Below are 14,127 nucleotides of genomic sequence, written 5' to 3'. Positions count from 1 at the left end.
CGTAGTGTGCGTTCCGTGGGGAACGCACACTACGGAGGTGGCTGGGTGCGCTGGGTGGTCGCGGTCGCGGCGGTGTTCGTGGGGGTGCTCGGCAGTCCCGGGCCGGCTTCGGCCGCTCCGGCCCCGGAGCCGTTGTGCACCATGAAGGACTCCCGGATCGGCGAGCTGTCCGGCCTGGTCTCCGTCGGCGACAAGCTGTACGCGATCAACGACGGCGGCAGCAAGGTCCAGGTGTTCGTGCTCGGCCGGGACTGCAAGGTGCAGAAGGTCCTCACCGACAAGACCGACCCGTTCGACGTCGAGGACCTGGCCCGCACCCCCGACGGCCGGCTGTGGCTGTCGGACACCGGCGACAACCAGAAGGGGCGGCTGACGGTCGCCCTGCTCGAGCTGAGCCCCGAGGGCAAGCTCACGCTGCACCGGCTCACCTACCCCGACGGTCAGCACGACACCGAAGCGCTGATCATGGACAAGGCGGGCACGCCGTACCTGATCACCAAGGACATCCTCGGCGAAGCCCGCGTGTACCGGCCTTCGGGGCCGATGGCGAGCCCGGGCCCGACCAACCTGGAGAAGGTCGGCACGGTGAAGATCGCCACGACGGACACCCAGGGCGGCCCGGTGGGCTCGATCGGTTCGGTCCTGGTGACGGGCGGCGCTTCGACGGCGGACGGCAAAGTGATCGCGTTGCGGACGTACACGGACGCGTACCTGTACGCGGCTCCGGATGGTGACGTCCTGGCGGCGCTGCAGCGCAACCCGGTGCGGATCCCGCTGCCGGGGGAGAAGCAGGGCGAGGCGATCGCGTTCGACCCCGACGGGACGCTGGTTTCGGGCAGCGAAGGCGTGGGCGAGCCCCTCCGCACGGTGCGGGGCGCGGCGGCACTGGCCGCGCAGTCCGGCGCACCGGCGGAGGGAACGACCTCGACCGGCGCGGGCGCGTCGTCCGGCTCGGGGGACGGGGCCGGGCTCCCCGTCCTGCCCGCCGCCGGGATCACGCTCGCGGTGGTCGGCCTCGGCTGGTTCGGCTTCAGCAAGCTGCGTCGCCGCACCCGCCGCTGACCTTCGGCTCCCCACGGCCGAAGATCATCCGATCAGGTGGTTCTCCCGGGCCGTGCGAAAGCCCGGGACCTCCTAGAGGCGCCGCAGGACCGCGACGACCTTGCCGAGCACCGTGGCGTCGTCGCCGGGGATCGGCTCGTACGCCTCGTTGTGCGGCATCAGCCAGATGTGGCCGCCCTTGCGCTTGAACGTCTTGACCGTGGCCTCGCCGTCGATCATCGCCGCGACGATCTCGCCGTTGTCCGCGTCCGGTTGCTGGCGGACCACGACCCAGTCGCCGTCGGTGATGGCCGCGTCGACCATCGAGTCGCCGGTGACCTTCAGCAGGAACAGCTCGCCCTCGCCGACGATCTCCCGCGGCAGCGGGAACACGTCCTCGATCGCCTGCTCGGCCAGCACCGGGCCGCCGGCGGCGATCCGGCCGACCAGCGGCACGTACGCCGCCTTCGGCATGACCGGCTGCTGGTCCATCTCGATGCCCATGGGGTTGTCGTCGGTCGCCGCGAGCACGCCGACCGCGCGCGGGCGGTTCGCGTCCCGGCGCAGGTAGCCCTTGCGCTGCAGCGCGCGCAGCTGGTGCGAGACCGACGACGTCGACGTCAACCCGACCGCCTCGCCGATCTCGCGGACGCTCGGCGGGTAGCCGAACCGGCTCACCCACGTGCGGATCACGTCGAGCACCTGCTGCTGGCGGACGGTGAGGGTCTCGTCCACGTCGTACACCTCGGGCATGGCGTGCACCTTGCCCGAGCCGCCGGGGGACCCACTGGTCCTGCCCGCCTTGTTCTCCTTCGCCACTGCGTCGCCTCCCAGACGTTCGCTGCACGTATCTGCGCGCCGGCCGCCGTCCGCGGGGTTGCGGGCAGGCTCGCCGGCGGCATCTGCCCGGCAGATGCCCTGGTCACCGACGTTAGCCCCCGGGCACGACGATTTCAAACATCTGTTCGATCGACACGCCGTGTCCGCTCGATTTTGTCGGTGGCAGGTGGTAGACCTTCGCACGGGCGTTCGATAGAACGCCTGTTCGACCTTGATCCACGGGCCGCTCCCGGCCCGTGAAGCGGTCGGACACAGGGTTTCGAGGAGGTTCGGATGTCCATTCTGGCCGAACGCGGACACGTTCGCCCGGCGACCCCGGTCCCGGCGCCCCTCCGTCCCGTGCGCGTGCTGCGCGGGCGCCGCGGCGAGGTGCACCGCCCGCCGACGCGCGCGCGGGTCGTGGCGGGCCGCCGCCCGGCCGGCGCACCCTGTGCGGCGCCGCGGCGGGTGCCGGTGCGCTGGCCGTGGCTGGCGGCGCTGGCCGTGGCGAGCTGCCTGATGATCACCGGTTTGGGTTTTCTGGGGAGCGGGTCGTCCGGTGCCCCGGTGCCCGAGGGGACGGCGACGGTGTCCGTCGGCCAGGGCGACACGCTCTCTTCGCTGGCCGCCCGATTCGCGCCGGACAGTGAGCCTGGCGCGGTTGTCGCCCGGATCAAGGAGCTGAACCGCCTGGACGGGGCCGTTCTGGTGCCGGGGCTGCCGCTCACGGTCCCGGTCGCCGACCCGGCCGCCGTTCCCGCACCCTGACCCGGCGCGGCCGTCAACCGCACTCACCCGGGCGAGGAACCGGCCCGGCGCGCCGCTTGCGCGCGCCCCGCTCGAGTCCTACCCTTCGCCGCTATATGTAGTAGTTACACCGCTGTAGTTGGTCCACAGGTTGGGGTAGACTGGGCAGCAGTTGTCCACAGCTGGTCGGCTTTTACCCACCGGATGTCCACAAAACGATCACCAGGTGCAGGGGTGCATGGTGGTCGCCGGACGTCGACCGCGGGCGGCCGGCGCGGAGGGGAAGGTGACTGGCGGATGAGGTGCCCGTTCTGCCGGCATGCGGACTCTCGGGTCGTCGACTCCCGAGAGGTGGATGAAGGCCAGGCGATCCGCAGGCGGCGCTCGTGCGCGTCGTGCGGACGGCGGTTCACGACGTCGGAGACGATGGTGCTCGCCGTCGTCAAGCGGTCCGGGGTCACCGAACAGTTCAGCCGGGACAAGGTGGTGAGCGGCGTCCGCCGCGCCTGCCAGGGCAGGCCGGTCGACGACGACGCGCTGCAGCAGCTCGCGCAGCGCGTGGAAGAGTCGATCCGCTCCGCCGGGCTGGCGGAGATCCCGAGTCACGAGGTCGGCCTGGCCATCCTGGGCCCGCTGCGTGAGCTCGACGGGGTCGCCTACCTCCGGTTCGCCAGTGTCTACCGCTCCTTCTCCTCGGTCGAGGACTTCGAGAAGGAGATCGCCGACCTCCGTGAGGCCATGGCGGGTGCTGCTGCCCAGAAGGAGAGCGATCAGCGCGAAGACGGCGACTGAGCCGTCCCGCTGCGGGAGAGGGTTCAACCGATGACGGAAACCGTGGGAACGGGGGCCCGCGCGGCCACCGGCAAGAAGGGCAAGGCCGCCGGCGGGCTGAGCGTCCGGCGCGTCTTCACGACCGAGGGGCAGCACCCGTACGACCAGGTGACCTGGGAGCAGCGGGACGTCGTCATGACGAACTGGCGCGACGGCTCGGTCAACTTCGAGCAGCGCGGCGTGGAGTTCCCCGAGTTCTGGTCGGTCAACGCCACCAACATCGTCACCAGCAAGTACTTCCGCGGCGCCGTCGGCAGCCCGCAGCGCGAGCGCAGCCTCAAGCAGCTCATCGACCGGGTGGTGCACACCTACGTCAAGGCCGCCCGCGACTTCGGCTACTTCGCCACGCCGCAGGACCTCGAGATCTTCGAGCACGAACTCACCTGGATGCTGCTGCACCAGGTCTTCAGCTTCAACTCCCCGGTCTGGTTCAACGTCGGCACGCCGTCGAAGCAGCAGGTCAGCGCGTGCCAGCCGTACGACGCCCTGGTGAGCACTCCCGGTGGTGCCGTGCCGATCGGCCGCTTCGTCGAGCTGAACGCCGTGGGTGCCAAGGTCTACGACGCGCACGGGCTGACCAAGGTCGTGGCCACTAAAGCGAACGGGGTCAAGGAGGTCCTGCGCATCACGACGAAGTCGGGCCACGTCCTCGACGTCACGGCCGACCACCTGGTGTGGCGCGCGAGCGCGGGCGGCGGGAAGTTCGTGCCCGCCGGCGAGCTGCACGTCGGTGACCAGCTCGAATGGCACCGCCGCAGCGCGTTCGGCGAGGAAGAGATCCGGGAAGCCGACATCGCCGAAGCCGCGCTCGCGGGCTCGCTCACCGTTGAAGCGATGACCGTTCACGACGCTCAACTGGGCTGGGTTCGTGACGGGCTCGACCGAGTTTCCCCGGGCGGCCACCGGACCCGGCTCTACGGCTCAGCTCTCGAGAACTTCGTCGACGCCTGGGGGCTGCGCGCTCACGGTACCGACATGGAGGTGCCGGACCGCCTGTACACGGCCCCGCTTCCGGTCGTGGCCGCCTATCTGCGGAGCATCTTCCAGGCCGAGGGCTACGTCTCCGCGCGCGAACGGTCCACCTTGGTCGCCGTGGACATGATCGGCGAAGAGCTGATCCGCGGTGTCCAGCAGCTCTTGGCGCGGTTCGGCATCTTCGCTCGCGTAGGCCGCAAGAAGGAGAGCCGGCCTGATCGGCACGACCTCTGGGGCATCCGGATCCAGAACGCCGGCGACCGGCGGATCTTCGCGGACGAGATCGGTTTCATCGATCCCGTGAAGACCGCCAAGCTGGAGGCTTCGTTCGAAAAGCCCGGCCTGGCCGCCCACGAGACGAAGCGGCTGGAGATCGCCGCGATCGAAAGCCGCGGCGAGATGCCGGTCTACGACATCCAGACCGAGTCCGGCGAGTACCTGTCCGGGAACCTTCGCGTCCACAACTGTTTCATCCTCGCGGTCGACGACACGATGGAGTCGATCCTCAACTGGTACCGCGAAGAGGGCCTGATCTTCAAGGGCGGCTCCGGCGCCGGCCTGAACCTCTCCCGCATCCGCTCCTCCAAGGAGCTGCTGACCTCCGGCGGCACCGCGTCCGGCCCGGTTTCGTTCATGCGCGGCGCCGACGCGTCCGCCGGCACCATCAAGTCCGGCGGCGCCACCCGGCGCGCGGCGAAGATGGTCGTGCTCGACGTCGACCACCCGGACATCGAGGAGTTCATCCAGACCAAGGCGCGCGAAGAGGAGAAGATCAAGGTCCTCCGCGACGCCGGGTTCGACATGGACCTCTCCGGCGCGGACATCTCCTCGGTGCAGTACCAGAACGCGAACAACTCGGTCCGCGTGTCCGACGAGTTCATGCAGGCGGTGGAGAACGGCACCGACTTCGGCCTGCGCGCCCGGCTCACCGGCGAGGTCATCGACCGCACCGACGCGAAGAAGCTGTTCCGCACTATGGCCCAGGCCGCGTGGGAGTGCGCCGACCCCGGCATCCAGTACGACGGCACGATCAACGACTGGCACACCTGCCCGGAGTCGGGCCGGATCACCGCGTCGAACCCGTGCAGCGAGTACATGCACCTCGACAACTCCAGCTGCAACCTCGCCTCGCTGAACCTGCTGAAGTTCGTCACGCCCGAGGGCACCTTCGACGCGCCGCTGTTCGCGCGCGCCGTCGAGTTCGTCATCACGGCGATGGACGTCTCGATCTGCTTCGCCGACTTCCCGACCGAGCCGATCGCCGACACCACGCGCAAGTTCCGCCAGCTCGGCATCGGCTACGCGAACCTGGGCGCGCTGCTGATGGCGCTCGGCCACGCGTACGACTCCGACGGCGGCCGCGCGCTCGCGGCGGCGATCACGTCGCTGATGACGGGCGTGTCGTACCGGCGTTCGGCGGAGATGGCCCAGGTCGTCGGCGCGTACGAGGGTTACGCGCGCAACGCCGAGGCGCACCAGCGCGTGATGCGCAAGCACGCGGCGGCGAACGAGCTCGTCCGCACCTACCACTCGAACGACGCCGCGGTCCGCGCGCTGGCGACCGAGGAGTGGCAGAAGGGCATCGAGATCGGCGCGAAGCACGGCTGGCGCAACGCGCAGGCGTCGGTGCTCGCGCCCACCGGCACCATCGGCTTCATGATGGACTGCGACACCACCGGCATCGAGCCGGACTTCTCGCTGGTGAAGTTCAAGAAGCTCGTCGGCGGCGGCTCGATGCAGATCGTCAACCAGACGGTGCCGCGCGCGCTGACCGCGCTCGGCTACCAGGACGAGCAGGTCGAGGCGATCGTCGAGTACGTGGCGCAGAACGGCCACGTCGTCGACGCGCCGGGGCTGCGTCCCGAACATTACGAGGTGTTCGACTGCGCGGTCGGCGAGCGCTCGATCGCGCCGATGGGGCACGTCCGGATGATGGCCGCGGTGCAGCCGTTCCTGTCGGGCGCCATCTCCAAGACGGTCAACATGCCGGAGTCGGCGACGGTCGAAGAGGTCGAGGAGATCTACTTCCAGGGCTGGAAGCTCGGCCTGAAGGCCCTCGCGATCTACCGCGACAACTGCAAGGTCGGCCAGCCGCTGTCGACGGCGAAGAAGACTTCGGAGACCGCCGCCGCCGAGCCGGAGAAGGTCGTCGAGTACCGCCCGGTCCGCAAGCGCCTGCCGAAGAAGCGTCCGAGCCAGACGGTGTCGTTCACCGTCGGCGGCGCGGAGGGCTACCTGACGGCGGGCTCGTACCCGGACGACGGCCTCGGCGAGATCTTCGTCAAGCTCGGCAAGCAGGGTTCGACGCTGGCGGGCGTGATGGACGCGTTCTCGATGTCCATTTCGGTCGGCCTCCAGCACGGCATCCCGCTCGAGTTCTACGTCTCGAAGTTCTCCAACCTGCGCTTCGAGCCGGCGGGCATGACGGACGACCCGGACATCCGCATCGCGACGAGCGTGATGGACTACCTGTTCCGCCGCCTGGCCCTGGACTACCTGCCGTACGAGAAGCGCTCGCAGCTGGGCATCCTCTCGGCGGACGAGCGCTCGGCGGAGGTCGAGGCCACGTACGGCAACCCGGGCGTGGACCTGGAGGCCCTGCAGTCCACAGTGGACGCCTCGCCGGAGCCGCACGCGGAGGAGCCGGAGCACCCCCACCGCGAAGCCCAGACGACGACGGAGCTGATGGAGCTCCGCCTCGGCAAGGCGGCGGACGCCCCGCTGTGCATGACGTGCGGAACGAAGATGCGCCCGGCAGGCTCGTGCTACGCCTGTGAAGGCTGCGGCGCGACTTCGGGTTGTAGCTGACGGATCCGCGGCCGAACCGGGTGTCGCCCACCCGGTTCGGCCGCGGTGTTTCAGCGGGCCAGGATCTGCGCCACGACACCGCCGAGGTCGCCGGACGGCTCGGTGCTCCGCCAGGCGACGAAGTGGTCCGGGCGCACCAGGACGGCACCGCCCTTGGCGATCCCGGTGGCGCGAAGCCAGGCTTCGTCCTCGACGACGTGGGCGTCGACGTCGAGCCCCTGCGCCGCCTCGAGCCACGCCCGTCCCGACGGGCCGGCGAGCAGCGTGAGCCGCCTGCCGACCAGGTCCAAAGTGGACAAATCGTCGCCCAGCCACGCGTGCGGCACGCGGGAGCCGGGTGTCCCGTCCAGGACGACGTCCTCCGTGGACGGCAGCGCGGTCTGCGCGCCGAGCACCGCCGCCGAGGCGTAGCGGAAGCCGAGGTGGACGATCGGGGCGTTGACCACGCCCGCCGCGGCGCGAGCGGTGGCCGCCGCCGGCCCCTGTTCCCAGTGCAGGCGGGGATCTTCGAGCCGCAGCAACGCCTGTTCGAGCGCGAGTGCCGCCACCGGACGGCGTTCGGCTTCGTAGGTGTCCAGCAGCGCCGGGCCGGCCGAGCCGTCGAGGACCGCGGCCAGCTTCCACGCCAGGTTGTGCGCGTCGGCGATGCCGGTGTTCGCGCCGAACGCGCCGAGCGGCGGTACCGCGTGCGCCGCGTCCCCGGCCAGGAACACGCGGCCGGCGCAGAACTCGTCGGCCAGCAGTCCCCGTACCCGCCACGGCAGCGCGCTCAGCACCTCCACCGCCAGGTCCGGGTCGCCGACGGCGGCGCGGATCAGCGCGCGGCAGCGGTCCGGGGAGAACGCCTCCGCCGGCTCGTCGCCGAGTTCGGTGTGGAAGATCCAGTCCTTTTCGCCGTCGACGGTCACCAGCATCCCGGGTGACTCGGGCGTGGTGATCGTGCAGTTCGCGAAGTGGTGGCCCTTCGTGTACGGCGTGAGGTCGGCGCGGAAGAGGATGTTGAGCAGGGGCCGGCCGAGCGCGCCCGGTCCGGTCGTGCCGATGCCGAGTGCGGCGCGCACTTCGCTGCGGCCGCCGTCGGCCGCGACCAGGTAGCTCGCGCGCACGGTTCGCCGGCCGTCCGGCCCGTCGAGCACCGCGGTGACGCCGGAGCCGTCCTGCTGCGCCGAGACGAGCGTGGTCGAGTACGCGACCGTGGCCCCGCGCTCCCGGGCCGCGCTCAGCAGCACCGCGTCGAGCCGGTCCTGCGGGCAGGTGCCGCGCAGCACGCCGGGGCTGAGCTCGCTCGCCGTGAGGTTCGGGCTGTTCGGCACGGCGGGCGGGGTGTCCGGCAGGTCCGCGGTGGCCAGGGTCGGCGCGGAGATCTTGCCGAGCGTGGCGGACGCCCGGACGGCGACGGCCTCGACGTCGCCGTGGATGCCGGCCTGGCGGAAGAACTCCATGGTGCGGAAGCCCAAGCCGGTGGCGCGCGGGTGCGGGGACGGGCCGGCCGCCCGTTCCACGACGAGGGCGGGGACGCCGTGGTGGGCGAGGAAGAGGGCGGTGGACAGGCCGACGGTGCCCCCGCCGGCGATGAGGACCGGAATCATGCTGGAACCCCCAGTTGTGGCTACGGTGTACTCGCTACGGATACACCGTAGCCACTCGGGTACGATGTTCGCAACGGACGACGGGAGAACGACGATGGCCGACGAGCCTGCGCTGGTGTGGGCCAAGGAGCGGCGCAGCCCGCGGCGCCAGGCTCCGGGGGTCGAGCAGATCGTGCGCACGGCGATCGCGATCGCCGACGCCGAAGGCCTTCCCGCGGTCTCGATGCGCCGGGTGGCGACGGACCTCGGCTCGGGCACGGCATCGCTCTACCGCTACGTGGCGAGCCGCGACGAGCTGCTGGACCTGATGATCGACGAGGTGAAGGGCGCCGAGCACACCGAAGTCACCGGCGACTGGCGAGCGGACCTGGCGAGCGTCGCCCACCAGGTCCGGCTGACGCTGCTGCGGCACCCCTGGCTGAGCGGCGAGCTCCCGGGCCGTCCGGCACTGGGAACGAACTCGCTGCGTCGCCACGAAGCCGCGCTGGCCGCAGCGGCCGGGCTGACCGCCGACATCACCTTGGCGGCGGGGGTGGTGGACACGGTGCTGGCGTACGTCTTCGGCACGGTCGCGCAGGAACTGGCGGAGCTGCAGGCCCAGCGCCGCTCCGGCCTGACGAAGGAGCAGTGGCAGGCGAGCGTGGGCCCGTACATCCGCGACGTCATCGAGAGCGGGCAGTACCCGCAGTTCACCCGCCGGGTGGTCGAGGGTGAAGAGTGGAGCGCGGAACGGGTGTTCGAGTTCGGCCTGAACTGCGTCCTGGACGGCGTCGCGGCCCGGGCCTGCTGAAGCATTTCGGTGGTCGCCGATGCCGTTCGGCACCTATCGTGCCGCCGTGGGCCGCACCGGATCTCCACGGAAACCGCACATCCGGTCCACAAGCACGCGGCATCATCGAACCGATGACGTACGCACAATGGCTCCAGGATTTCGAGGCCGAAGCCGAACGCCGCGGGCACCGCGAAGATCCACCGTGGGAGCGCGGAGCACGCCTGCACCCCGACGTCGCCAAGAGCATCCAGCGGTTCCAGGTCGGCGAAGCCGGCGACGGTGCCAACCTCATCGCGAAAGCCGCCGGTGACGGCACCTACCTCGCCGCCGTGGAGCTCTTCGTCGCCGAGGAGCAGAACCACGCCCGGCTGCTCGCCGAACTCCTGCGTGCCGCCGGGGTGGGCACCATCGCCGGACACTGGTCGGACACCGTGTTCGTCAAGCTGCGGCGGGCGCTCGGGCTGCGGCTGGAACTCATGGTGCTGCTCATCGCGGAGGTCGTCGCGCTGCGGTACTACCGCGCCCTGCGGGACGGCACCGGCGACCCGCTGCTCGCGCAGGTCGCCGCGCGGATCCTCGCCGACGAGGAGCGGCACGTGCCGTTCCACTGCCACCGGCTCGAAATCGGCTTCCGCGACCTGGGCAAGCCCGCCCGGGCGGCGGTGTTCGGCGCGTGGCGGATGCTTCTGCTCGGGGTCGCGGTCACGGTCGCCGCGGACCACGGCCCGGCCCTGAAGCAGCTCGGCGTCGGGCGGCTCGTCTTCGTCGCCGACGTGCTCACGGCCTTCGAGGCCGCGCTCGCGAGGATCCGCGGCGAGCGGCCCCGGCCGCCGTACGTCCCGAAGCGCGCCAGGCCGCGCGGGCTCTTCTAAAGCAGGCCGGCCAGCTGCCGCAACGTCGCGGTGATGCGCTCGGGAGACACGCCCCGCGACGTCTGGTGCAGGAACAGCTCCGGCGCCAGCGGGGCCAGCAGCACGTCGGCCAGGACGTCGGGGTCCGGTGCGCCCGCGGCCTCCGCCAGCACCCGGACGTGCGTGCGCCAGAACCCGTACGCGCCCGTCGTGAAGCGGGAATGGCCCACCTCGGCGCCCAGCACCAGGGGCGCGTGCCGCGCCAGCAGGTCCACCATCGCCTCGTAGAACGCGGCCAGCCGCTCCGCCGGCGGTGCGCCCGGGCCCAGCGGCGGGTCGCCGCGCAGCAGCGTCTCCTGCAGACGGCGTTCGTGCTCGTCCAGCAGCGCCACGGCGATCGCCGCGCGGTCCGGGTAGCGGCGGTACAGCGTTCCGCGGCCGACGCCGGCGGCCCGGGCGATGTCCTCCATCGTCACCTCGGCCGCGCCACGGGCGGTGAAGAGCTCCTCGGCCGCCGCGAGGATCTTCGCGCGGTTGCGGGCCGCGTCGGCACGTTCGGGCATGGGCGCCAGCCTAGGGAATATCCGGACGAGGCGTCCAGTTAGCTCAAGTGGACACCGCGTCCACTTGAGGAGGAATCGTGCCCCACCTGCTGCACCTCGACTCCAGCGCCCGCCGCTCGTCGTTCTCGCGTGAGCTCTCCGCCCGCTACGCCGCCGGCTGGACGGGCACCCGGACCTACCGCGACCTCGCCGCCGACCCGGTCCCGGTGATCGGCGAAGCGTGGACCGAAATCTGCGACGCCCTGCTCGCCGCGAAGCTCACCGACCCCGCGCACTACGCCGACGTCGTCGGGACACCGGAGCAGAAGAAGGCCTGGGCGGTCGTCGAACCGCTCCTGGCCGAGCTGCTCGCCGCCGACGTCGTGCTCATCGGCGCGCCGATGTACAACTTCTCGATCCCGGCCGCCCTGAAAGCGTGGATCGACCAGGTGACGTTCCCGAAGATGTCCCTGCGAGGCAAGAAGTTCGTCATCGCGGGCGCCCGGGGTGGCACGTACGCGGAGGGGACACCGCGAGCCCCCTTCGACCACCACGAGCGCTACCTGCGGGACTTCATCGCCGGGCACTACGACGTCGACGACGTCCGGTTCGTGCACGCCGAGCTGACCAACGCACTGGTCGACCCGCACCTCGCTGCCCGTGACGGCGAGCGCAGAACGTCGCTCGAAGCGGCCCGGGCGGCGTTCTGATGGGCTGGGTGACGCTCGTCTTCGCCGGGCTCGTCGAAATCGCCTGGTCGCAGAGCATCAAGCCGACGGAGAACTTCACGAAACCCTGGCCGACGCTCCTGTGCTTCGTGCTCGGCGCCGCCGCGGTCTACCTGCTCTCGCGCGCGATGGACACCGTTCCGGTGGGCACCGCCTACGCGGTGTTCACCGGGATCGGTGCCGTCGGCGCGATCGTGCTCGGCGTCGTCGTGAACAAGGACCCGATGAGCGTCGGCCGGGTGGCCGCGCTGGCCCTGATCGTCGGCGGCGTGGTGCTCGCGCGGGTCACTTCGTGAGCTGCTCCCACAGGAACTCGAACACCAGTGCCCACTTGAACGCCAGCTGCTCGTTGTCGGCCGCGGCGCCGTGGCCGCCTTCGATGTTCTCGTGATACCGGACGTCGTGCCCCTGCTCACGCATCCGCGCCACCATCTTGCGGGCGTGGGCGGGGTGCACGCGGTCGTCGCGCGTCGAGGTCACGAACAGCGACGGCGGATAGGTGCGTCCACTGTGGACGTTCTGGTACGGCGAGTACTTCGAGATGAAGTCCCATTCCGCGGCGTCGTCCGGGTCGCCGTACTCGGCCATCCAGGACGCGCCGGCCAGCAGCAGGTGGTAGCGGCGCATGTCCAGCAGCGGCACCTGGCTGACGATCGCGCCGAACCGGTCCGGGTAGCGCGTGAGCATGACGCCCATCAGCAGCCCGCCGTTGCTGCCGCCCTGGATGCCGAGCTTCGCCGGCGTGGTGATCCCGCGCGCCACCAGGTCCGCGGCCACCGCGGCGAAGTCCTCGTACACGCGGTGGCGCTCGGCCTTGATGGCCTGGGTGTGCCAGCCGGGCCCGTACTCGCCGCCGCCGCGGATGTTCGCGACGACGTACGTGCCGCCGCGCGCGAGCCAGCCGCGGCCGATCATCCCGCTGTAGGACGGCGTCAGCGAGACCTCGAAGCCGCCGTAGCCGGTCAGCAGTGCCGGGCCGCCTTCGGCGCCGGACGGCCGGACGACGAAGTACGGGATCTTCGTGCCGTCCTCCGACGTCGCGAAGTACTGCGCGACGCTCATGCCCGAAGCGTCGAAGAACGCCGGAGCCTGCTTCAGCACTTCGACAGTGTCATTCCGGGGCTCCGCCCCGGGCCGGGGGCTCTGCCACCCGGACCCCCGCAAAGACTCGGGTTCGCCGACGTGCCCGTAGCTGAGCGTCGACGGCTGGAGGAAGCCGCTGGAGTTGATCAGGTACTCGTCGCTGACGTCGGGGTCGGTGTCGAAGATGTCCGCGCTGCCGAACTCCGGCCCGCCGGCCAGGGGCTCGTCGGTCCAGGCGCCGGGGCCGGGCGTCAGCGTGCGCAGCTCGGTGCGGACGTCCCGCAGCGTGCCCAGCAGCAGGTGGTGGCGCGTCCAGGCCCAGTAGCTCAGCGAGGTGTGCTCGTCCGGCGTGAACAGCGTGGTGAAGTCCCGGTCGCCGGCCAGGAAGGCGTCGAAGCCGATGGCGATCAGGGAACCGGCCGGGTGTTCGGTGCCGCCGATGGTCCACGCCGTCCGCGGCCGCACCAGCAGCCATTCGCGGTGCACGGACGCGCTCGCGTCGTCCGGGACGTCGATCTTGACCAGCCCGTCCGGCGTCTTCAGGTGCAGTTCCGAGCGGTAGAAGTCGATCGCGCGGCTGACGAAGTCGCGCTCGAAGCCTTCGGTCGGGTCGTGCGACGCGCCGATCGAGACGTCGTCGGGCTTGCCTTCGAAGACCGTGACGGCCTCTTCGATCGGGGTGCCGCGGCGCCACTCCTTGGCCAGCCGCGGGTACCCGGAGCTGGTCAGCGACCCCGGGCCGAAGTCCGTGCCGACGTAGACGCGGTCTTCGTCGATCCAGCCGATGCGGGTCTTCGCCTCCGGGAGGGTGAAGCCGTCTTCGACGAACTCGTGCGCGTCGAGGTCGAACTCGCGCACGACCGTGGCGTCGGCGCCGCCGCGGGACAGCTCGACCAGGCCGCGCCGGTAGGCCGGCCGCAGCACGGTCGCGCCCTGCCAGACCCAGTTCTCGCCCTCGGCCTCGGCCAGCGCGTCGACGTCGAGCAGCAGCTCCCACTCGGGCTCGGCCTGCCGGTAGGACTCCAGCGTCGTCCGCCGCCACAGGCCGCGGGGGTGGCTCGCGTCCTGCCAGAAGTTGTAGAGGAACTCGCCCCGGCGGCGCACGTACGGGATCCGGTCGTCGGCGTCGAGCACTTCGCGCAGCTGGTCACGCAGCTCGGCGAACCGCGCGCCGGTGGTCAGCTCGGCCAGCGTCTCGTCGTTGCGGGCGCGCACCCAGCCGAGCGCGTCGTCGCCGGTCACGTCTTCCAGCCACAGGTAAGGATCCTCGACACTCATGCCGACAGTCTCGCCTGGTCGGCGCCCCGGCGGCTACCGGATGGCGTTTTCGTTTCGTGATCC

General features: G+C 71.0%; 12 protein-coding genes. 8 read left to right on the top strand and 4 right to left on the bottom strand.

The window, feature by feature from the left end; translation table 11 throughout:
* Window positions 1-45 precede the first annotated feature (45 nt).
* Window positions 46-1,062 carry a hypothetical protein gene (locus ACWEGE_RS19460; protein WP_449662020.1) on the top strand — a complete coding sequence of 339 codons (1,017 nt, stop codon included), beginning with the start codon at window positions 46-48 and terminating at the stop codon, window positions 1,060-1,062.
* Between the two features lie 72 nt (window positions 1,063-1,134).
* On the opposite strand, the gene lexA is transcribed toward ACWEGE_RS19460, so the two are convergent.
* On the bottom strand, window positions 1,135-1,794 hold the full coding sequence (lexA, locus tag ACWEGE_RS19455) for a transcriptional repressor LexA (RefSeq protein ID WP_167384977.1): 660 nt from the start codon (window positions 1,792-1,794) through the stop codon (window positions 1,135-1,137).
* A gap of 360 nt (window positions 1,795-2,154) precedes the next feature.
* Between lexA and ACWEGE_RS19450 the strand changes: the two genes are divergently transcribed.
* The 3 genes from ACWEGE_RS19450 (at window position 2,155) to ACWEGE_RS19440 (ending at window position 7,221) form a co-directional block, all read left to right on the top strand.
* Entirely contained in the window at window positions 2,155-2,628 is a 474-nt protein-coding gene (locus ACWEGE_RS19450) for a LysM peptidoglycan-binding domain-containing protein (protein WP_449661841.1), read from the top strand.
* Between the two features lie 276 nt (window positions 2,629-2,904).
* Window positions 2,905-3,399 (top strand): transcriptional regulator NrdR, encoded by a 495-nt coding sequence (gene nrdR / locus ACWEGE_RS19445; RefSeq protein WP_449661840.1) that lies wholly within the window; start codon window positions 2,905-2,907, stop codon window positions 3,397-3,399.
* 30 nt (window positions 3,400-3,429) lie between these two features.
* On the top strand, window positions 3,430-7,221 hold the full coding sequence (locus tag ACWEGE_RS19440) for a vitamin B12-dependent ribonucleotide reductase (RefSeq protein WP_449661839.1): 3,792 nt from the start codon (window positions 3,430-3,432) through the stop codon (window positions 7,219-7,221).
* 50 nt (window positions 7,222-7,271) lie between these two features.
* Here ACWEGE_RS19440 and ACWEGE_RS19435 read toward each other — a convergent pair whose 3' ends face one another.
* Window positions 7,272-8,810, bottom strand: coding sequence for an FAD-dependent monooxygenase (locus ACWEGE_RS19435; RefSeq protein ID WP_449661838.1), 1,539 nt, complete (start codon window positions 8,808-8,810; stop codon window positions 7,272-7,274).
* Between the two features lie 94 nt (window positions 8,811-8,904).
* Between ACWEGE_RS19435 and ACWEGE_RS19430 the strand changes: the two genes are divergently transcribed.
* A complete protein-coding gene (locus ACWEGE_RS19430) occupies window positions 8,905-9,600 on the top strand; it encodes a TetR/AcrR family transcriptional regulator C-terminal domain-containing protein (protein WP_449661837.1) in 696 nt (231 codons plus the stop codon).
* Between the two features lie 113 nt (window positions 9,601-9,713).
* Window positions 9,714-10,454: a ferritin-like domain-containing protein gene (locus ACWEGE_RS19425; RefSeq protein WP_449661836.1), complete on the top strand. Its 741-nt coding sequence runs from the start codon at window positions 9,714-9,716 to the stop codon at window positions 10,452-10,454.
* Here the strand turns inward: ACWEGE_RS19425 and ACWEGE_RS19420 are convergent.
* The gene (locus ACWEGE_RS19420) at window positions 10,451-10,996 is read right to left on the bottom strand and encodes a TetR/AcrR family transcriptional regulator (RefSeq protein WP_449661835.1); all 546 of its coding nucleotides are present in this window, start codon (window positions 10,994-10,996) and stop codon (window positions 10,451-10,453) included. The genes ACWEGE_RS19425 and ACWEGE_RS19420 overlap by 4 nt on opposite strands.
* Window positions 10,997-11,073: 77 nt before the next feature.
* Here ACWEGE_RS19420 and ACWEGE_RS19415 point away from each other — a divergent pair, with 77 nt between their 5' ends.
* Both ACWEGE_RS19415 and ACWEGE_RS19410 read left to right on the top strand, forming a co-directional pair.
* The gene (locus ACWEGE_RS19415; RefSeq protein WP_449661834.1) at window positions 11,074-11,685 is read left to right on the top strand and encodes an FMN-dependent NADH-azoreductase; all 612 of its coding nucleotides are present in this window, start codon (window positions 11,074-11,076) and stop codon (window positions 11,683-11,685) included.
* Window positions 11,685-11,999, top strand: coding sequence for a DMT family transporter (locus ACWEGE_RS19410; protein WP_449661833.1), 315 nt, complete (start codon window positions 11,685-11,687; stop codon window positions 11,997-11,999). Before ACWEGE_RS19415 ends, ACWEGE_RS19410 begins: the two co-directional genes overlap by 1 nt.
* On the opposite strand, the gene ACWEGE_RS19405 is transcribed toward ACWEGE_RS19410, so the two are convergent.
* The gene (locus ACWEGE_RS19405; RefSeq protein WP_449661832.1) at window positions 11,989-14,064 is read right to left on the bottom strand and encodes a prolyl oligopeptidase family serine peptidase; all 2,076 of its coding nucleotides are present in this window, start codon (window positions 14,062-14,064) and stop codon (window positions 11,989-11,991) included. The genes ACWEGE_RS19410 and ACWEGE_RS19405 overlap by 11 nt on opposite strands.
* Window positions 14,065-14,127: the final 63 nt, after the last annotated feature.

The organism is Amycolatopsis sp. NPDC004747 (assembly GCF_053601335.1).
Note: the sequence above shows the minus strand (reverse complement) of the source record. Positions and strands in the feature narration are given on the sequence as shown.

What these genes read in the sequence shown, in the direction of transcription:
- ACWEGE_RS19425 (WP_449661836.1), top strand. Translation starts at nt 9,714, where the DNA reads ATGACGTACGCACAATGGCTCCAGGATTTCGAGGCCGAAGCCGAACGC.
- ACWEGE_RS19440 (WP_449661839.1), top strand. Translation starts at nt 3,430, where the DNA reads ATGACGGAAACCGTGGGAACGGGGGCCCGCGCGGCCACCGGCAAGAAG.
- ACWEGE_RS19410 (WP_449661833.1), top strand. Translation starts at nt 11,685, where the DNA reads ATGGGCTGGGTGACGCTCGTCTTCGCCGGGCTCGTCGAAATCGCCTGG.
- ACWEGE_RS19430 (WP_449661837.1), top strand. Translation starts at nt 8,905, where the DNA reads ATGGCCGACGAGCCTGCGCTGGTGTGGGCCAAGGAGCGGCGCAGCCCG.
- ACWEGE_RS19435 (WP_449661838.1), bottom strand. Translation starts at nt 8,810, where the DNA reads ATGATTCCGGTCCTCATCGCCGGCGGGGGCACCGTCGGCCTGTCCACC.
- ACWEGE_RS19420 (WP_449661835.1), bottom strand. Translation starts at nt 10,996, where the DNA reads ATGCCCGAACGTGCCGACGCGGCCCGCAACCGCGCGAAGATCCTCGCG.
- ACWEGE_RS19405 (WP_449661832.1), bottom strand. Translation starts at nt 14,064, where the DNA reads ATGAGTGTCGAGGATCCTTACCTGTGGCTGGAAGACGTGACCGGCGAC.
- ACWEGE_RS19450 (WP_449661841.1), top strand. Translation starts at nt 2,155, where the DNA reads ATGTCCATTCTGGCCGAACGCGGACACGTTCGCCCGGCGACCCCGGTC.
- nrdR (WP_449661840.1), top strand. Translation starts at nt 2,905, where the DNA reads ATGAGGTGCCCGTTCTGCCGGCATGCGGACTCTCGGGTCGTCGACTCC.
- lexA (WP_167384977.1), bottom strand. Translation starts at nt 1,794, where the DNA reads ATGCCCGAGGTGTACGACGTGGACGAGACCCTCACCGTCCGCCAGCAG.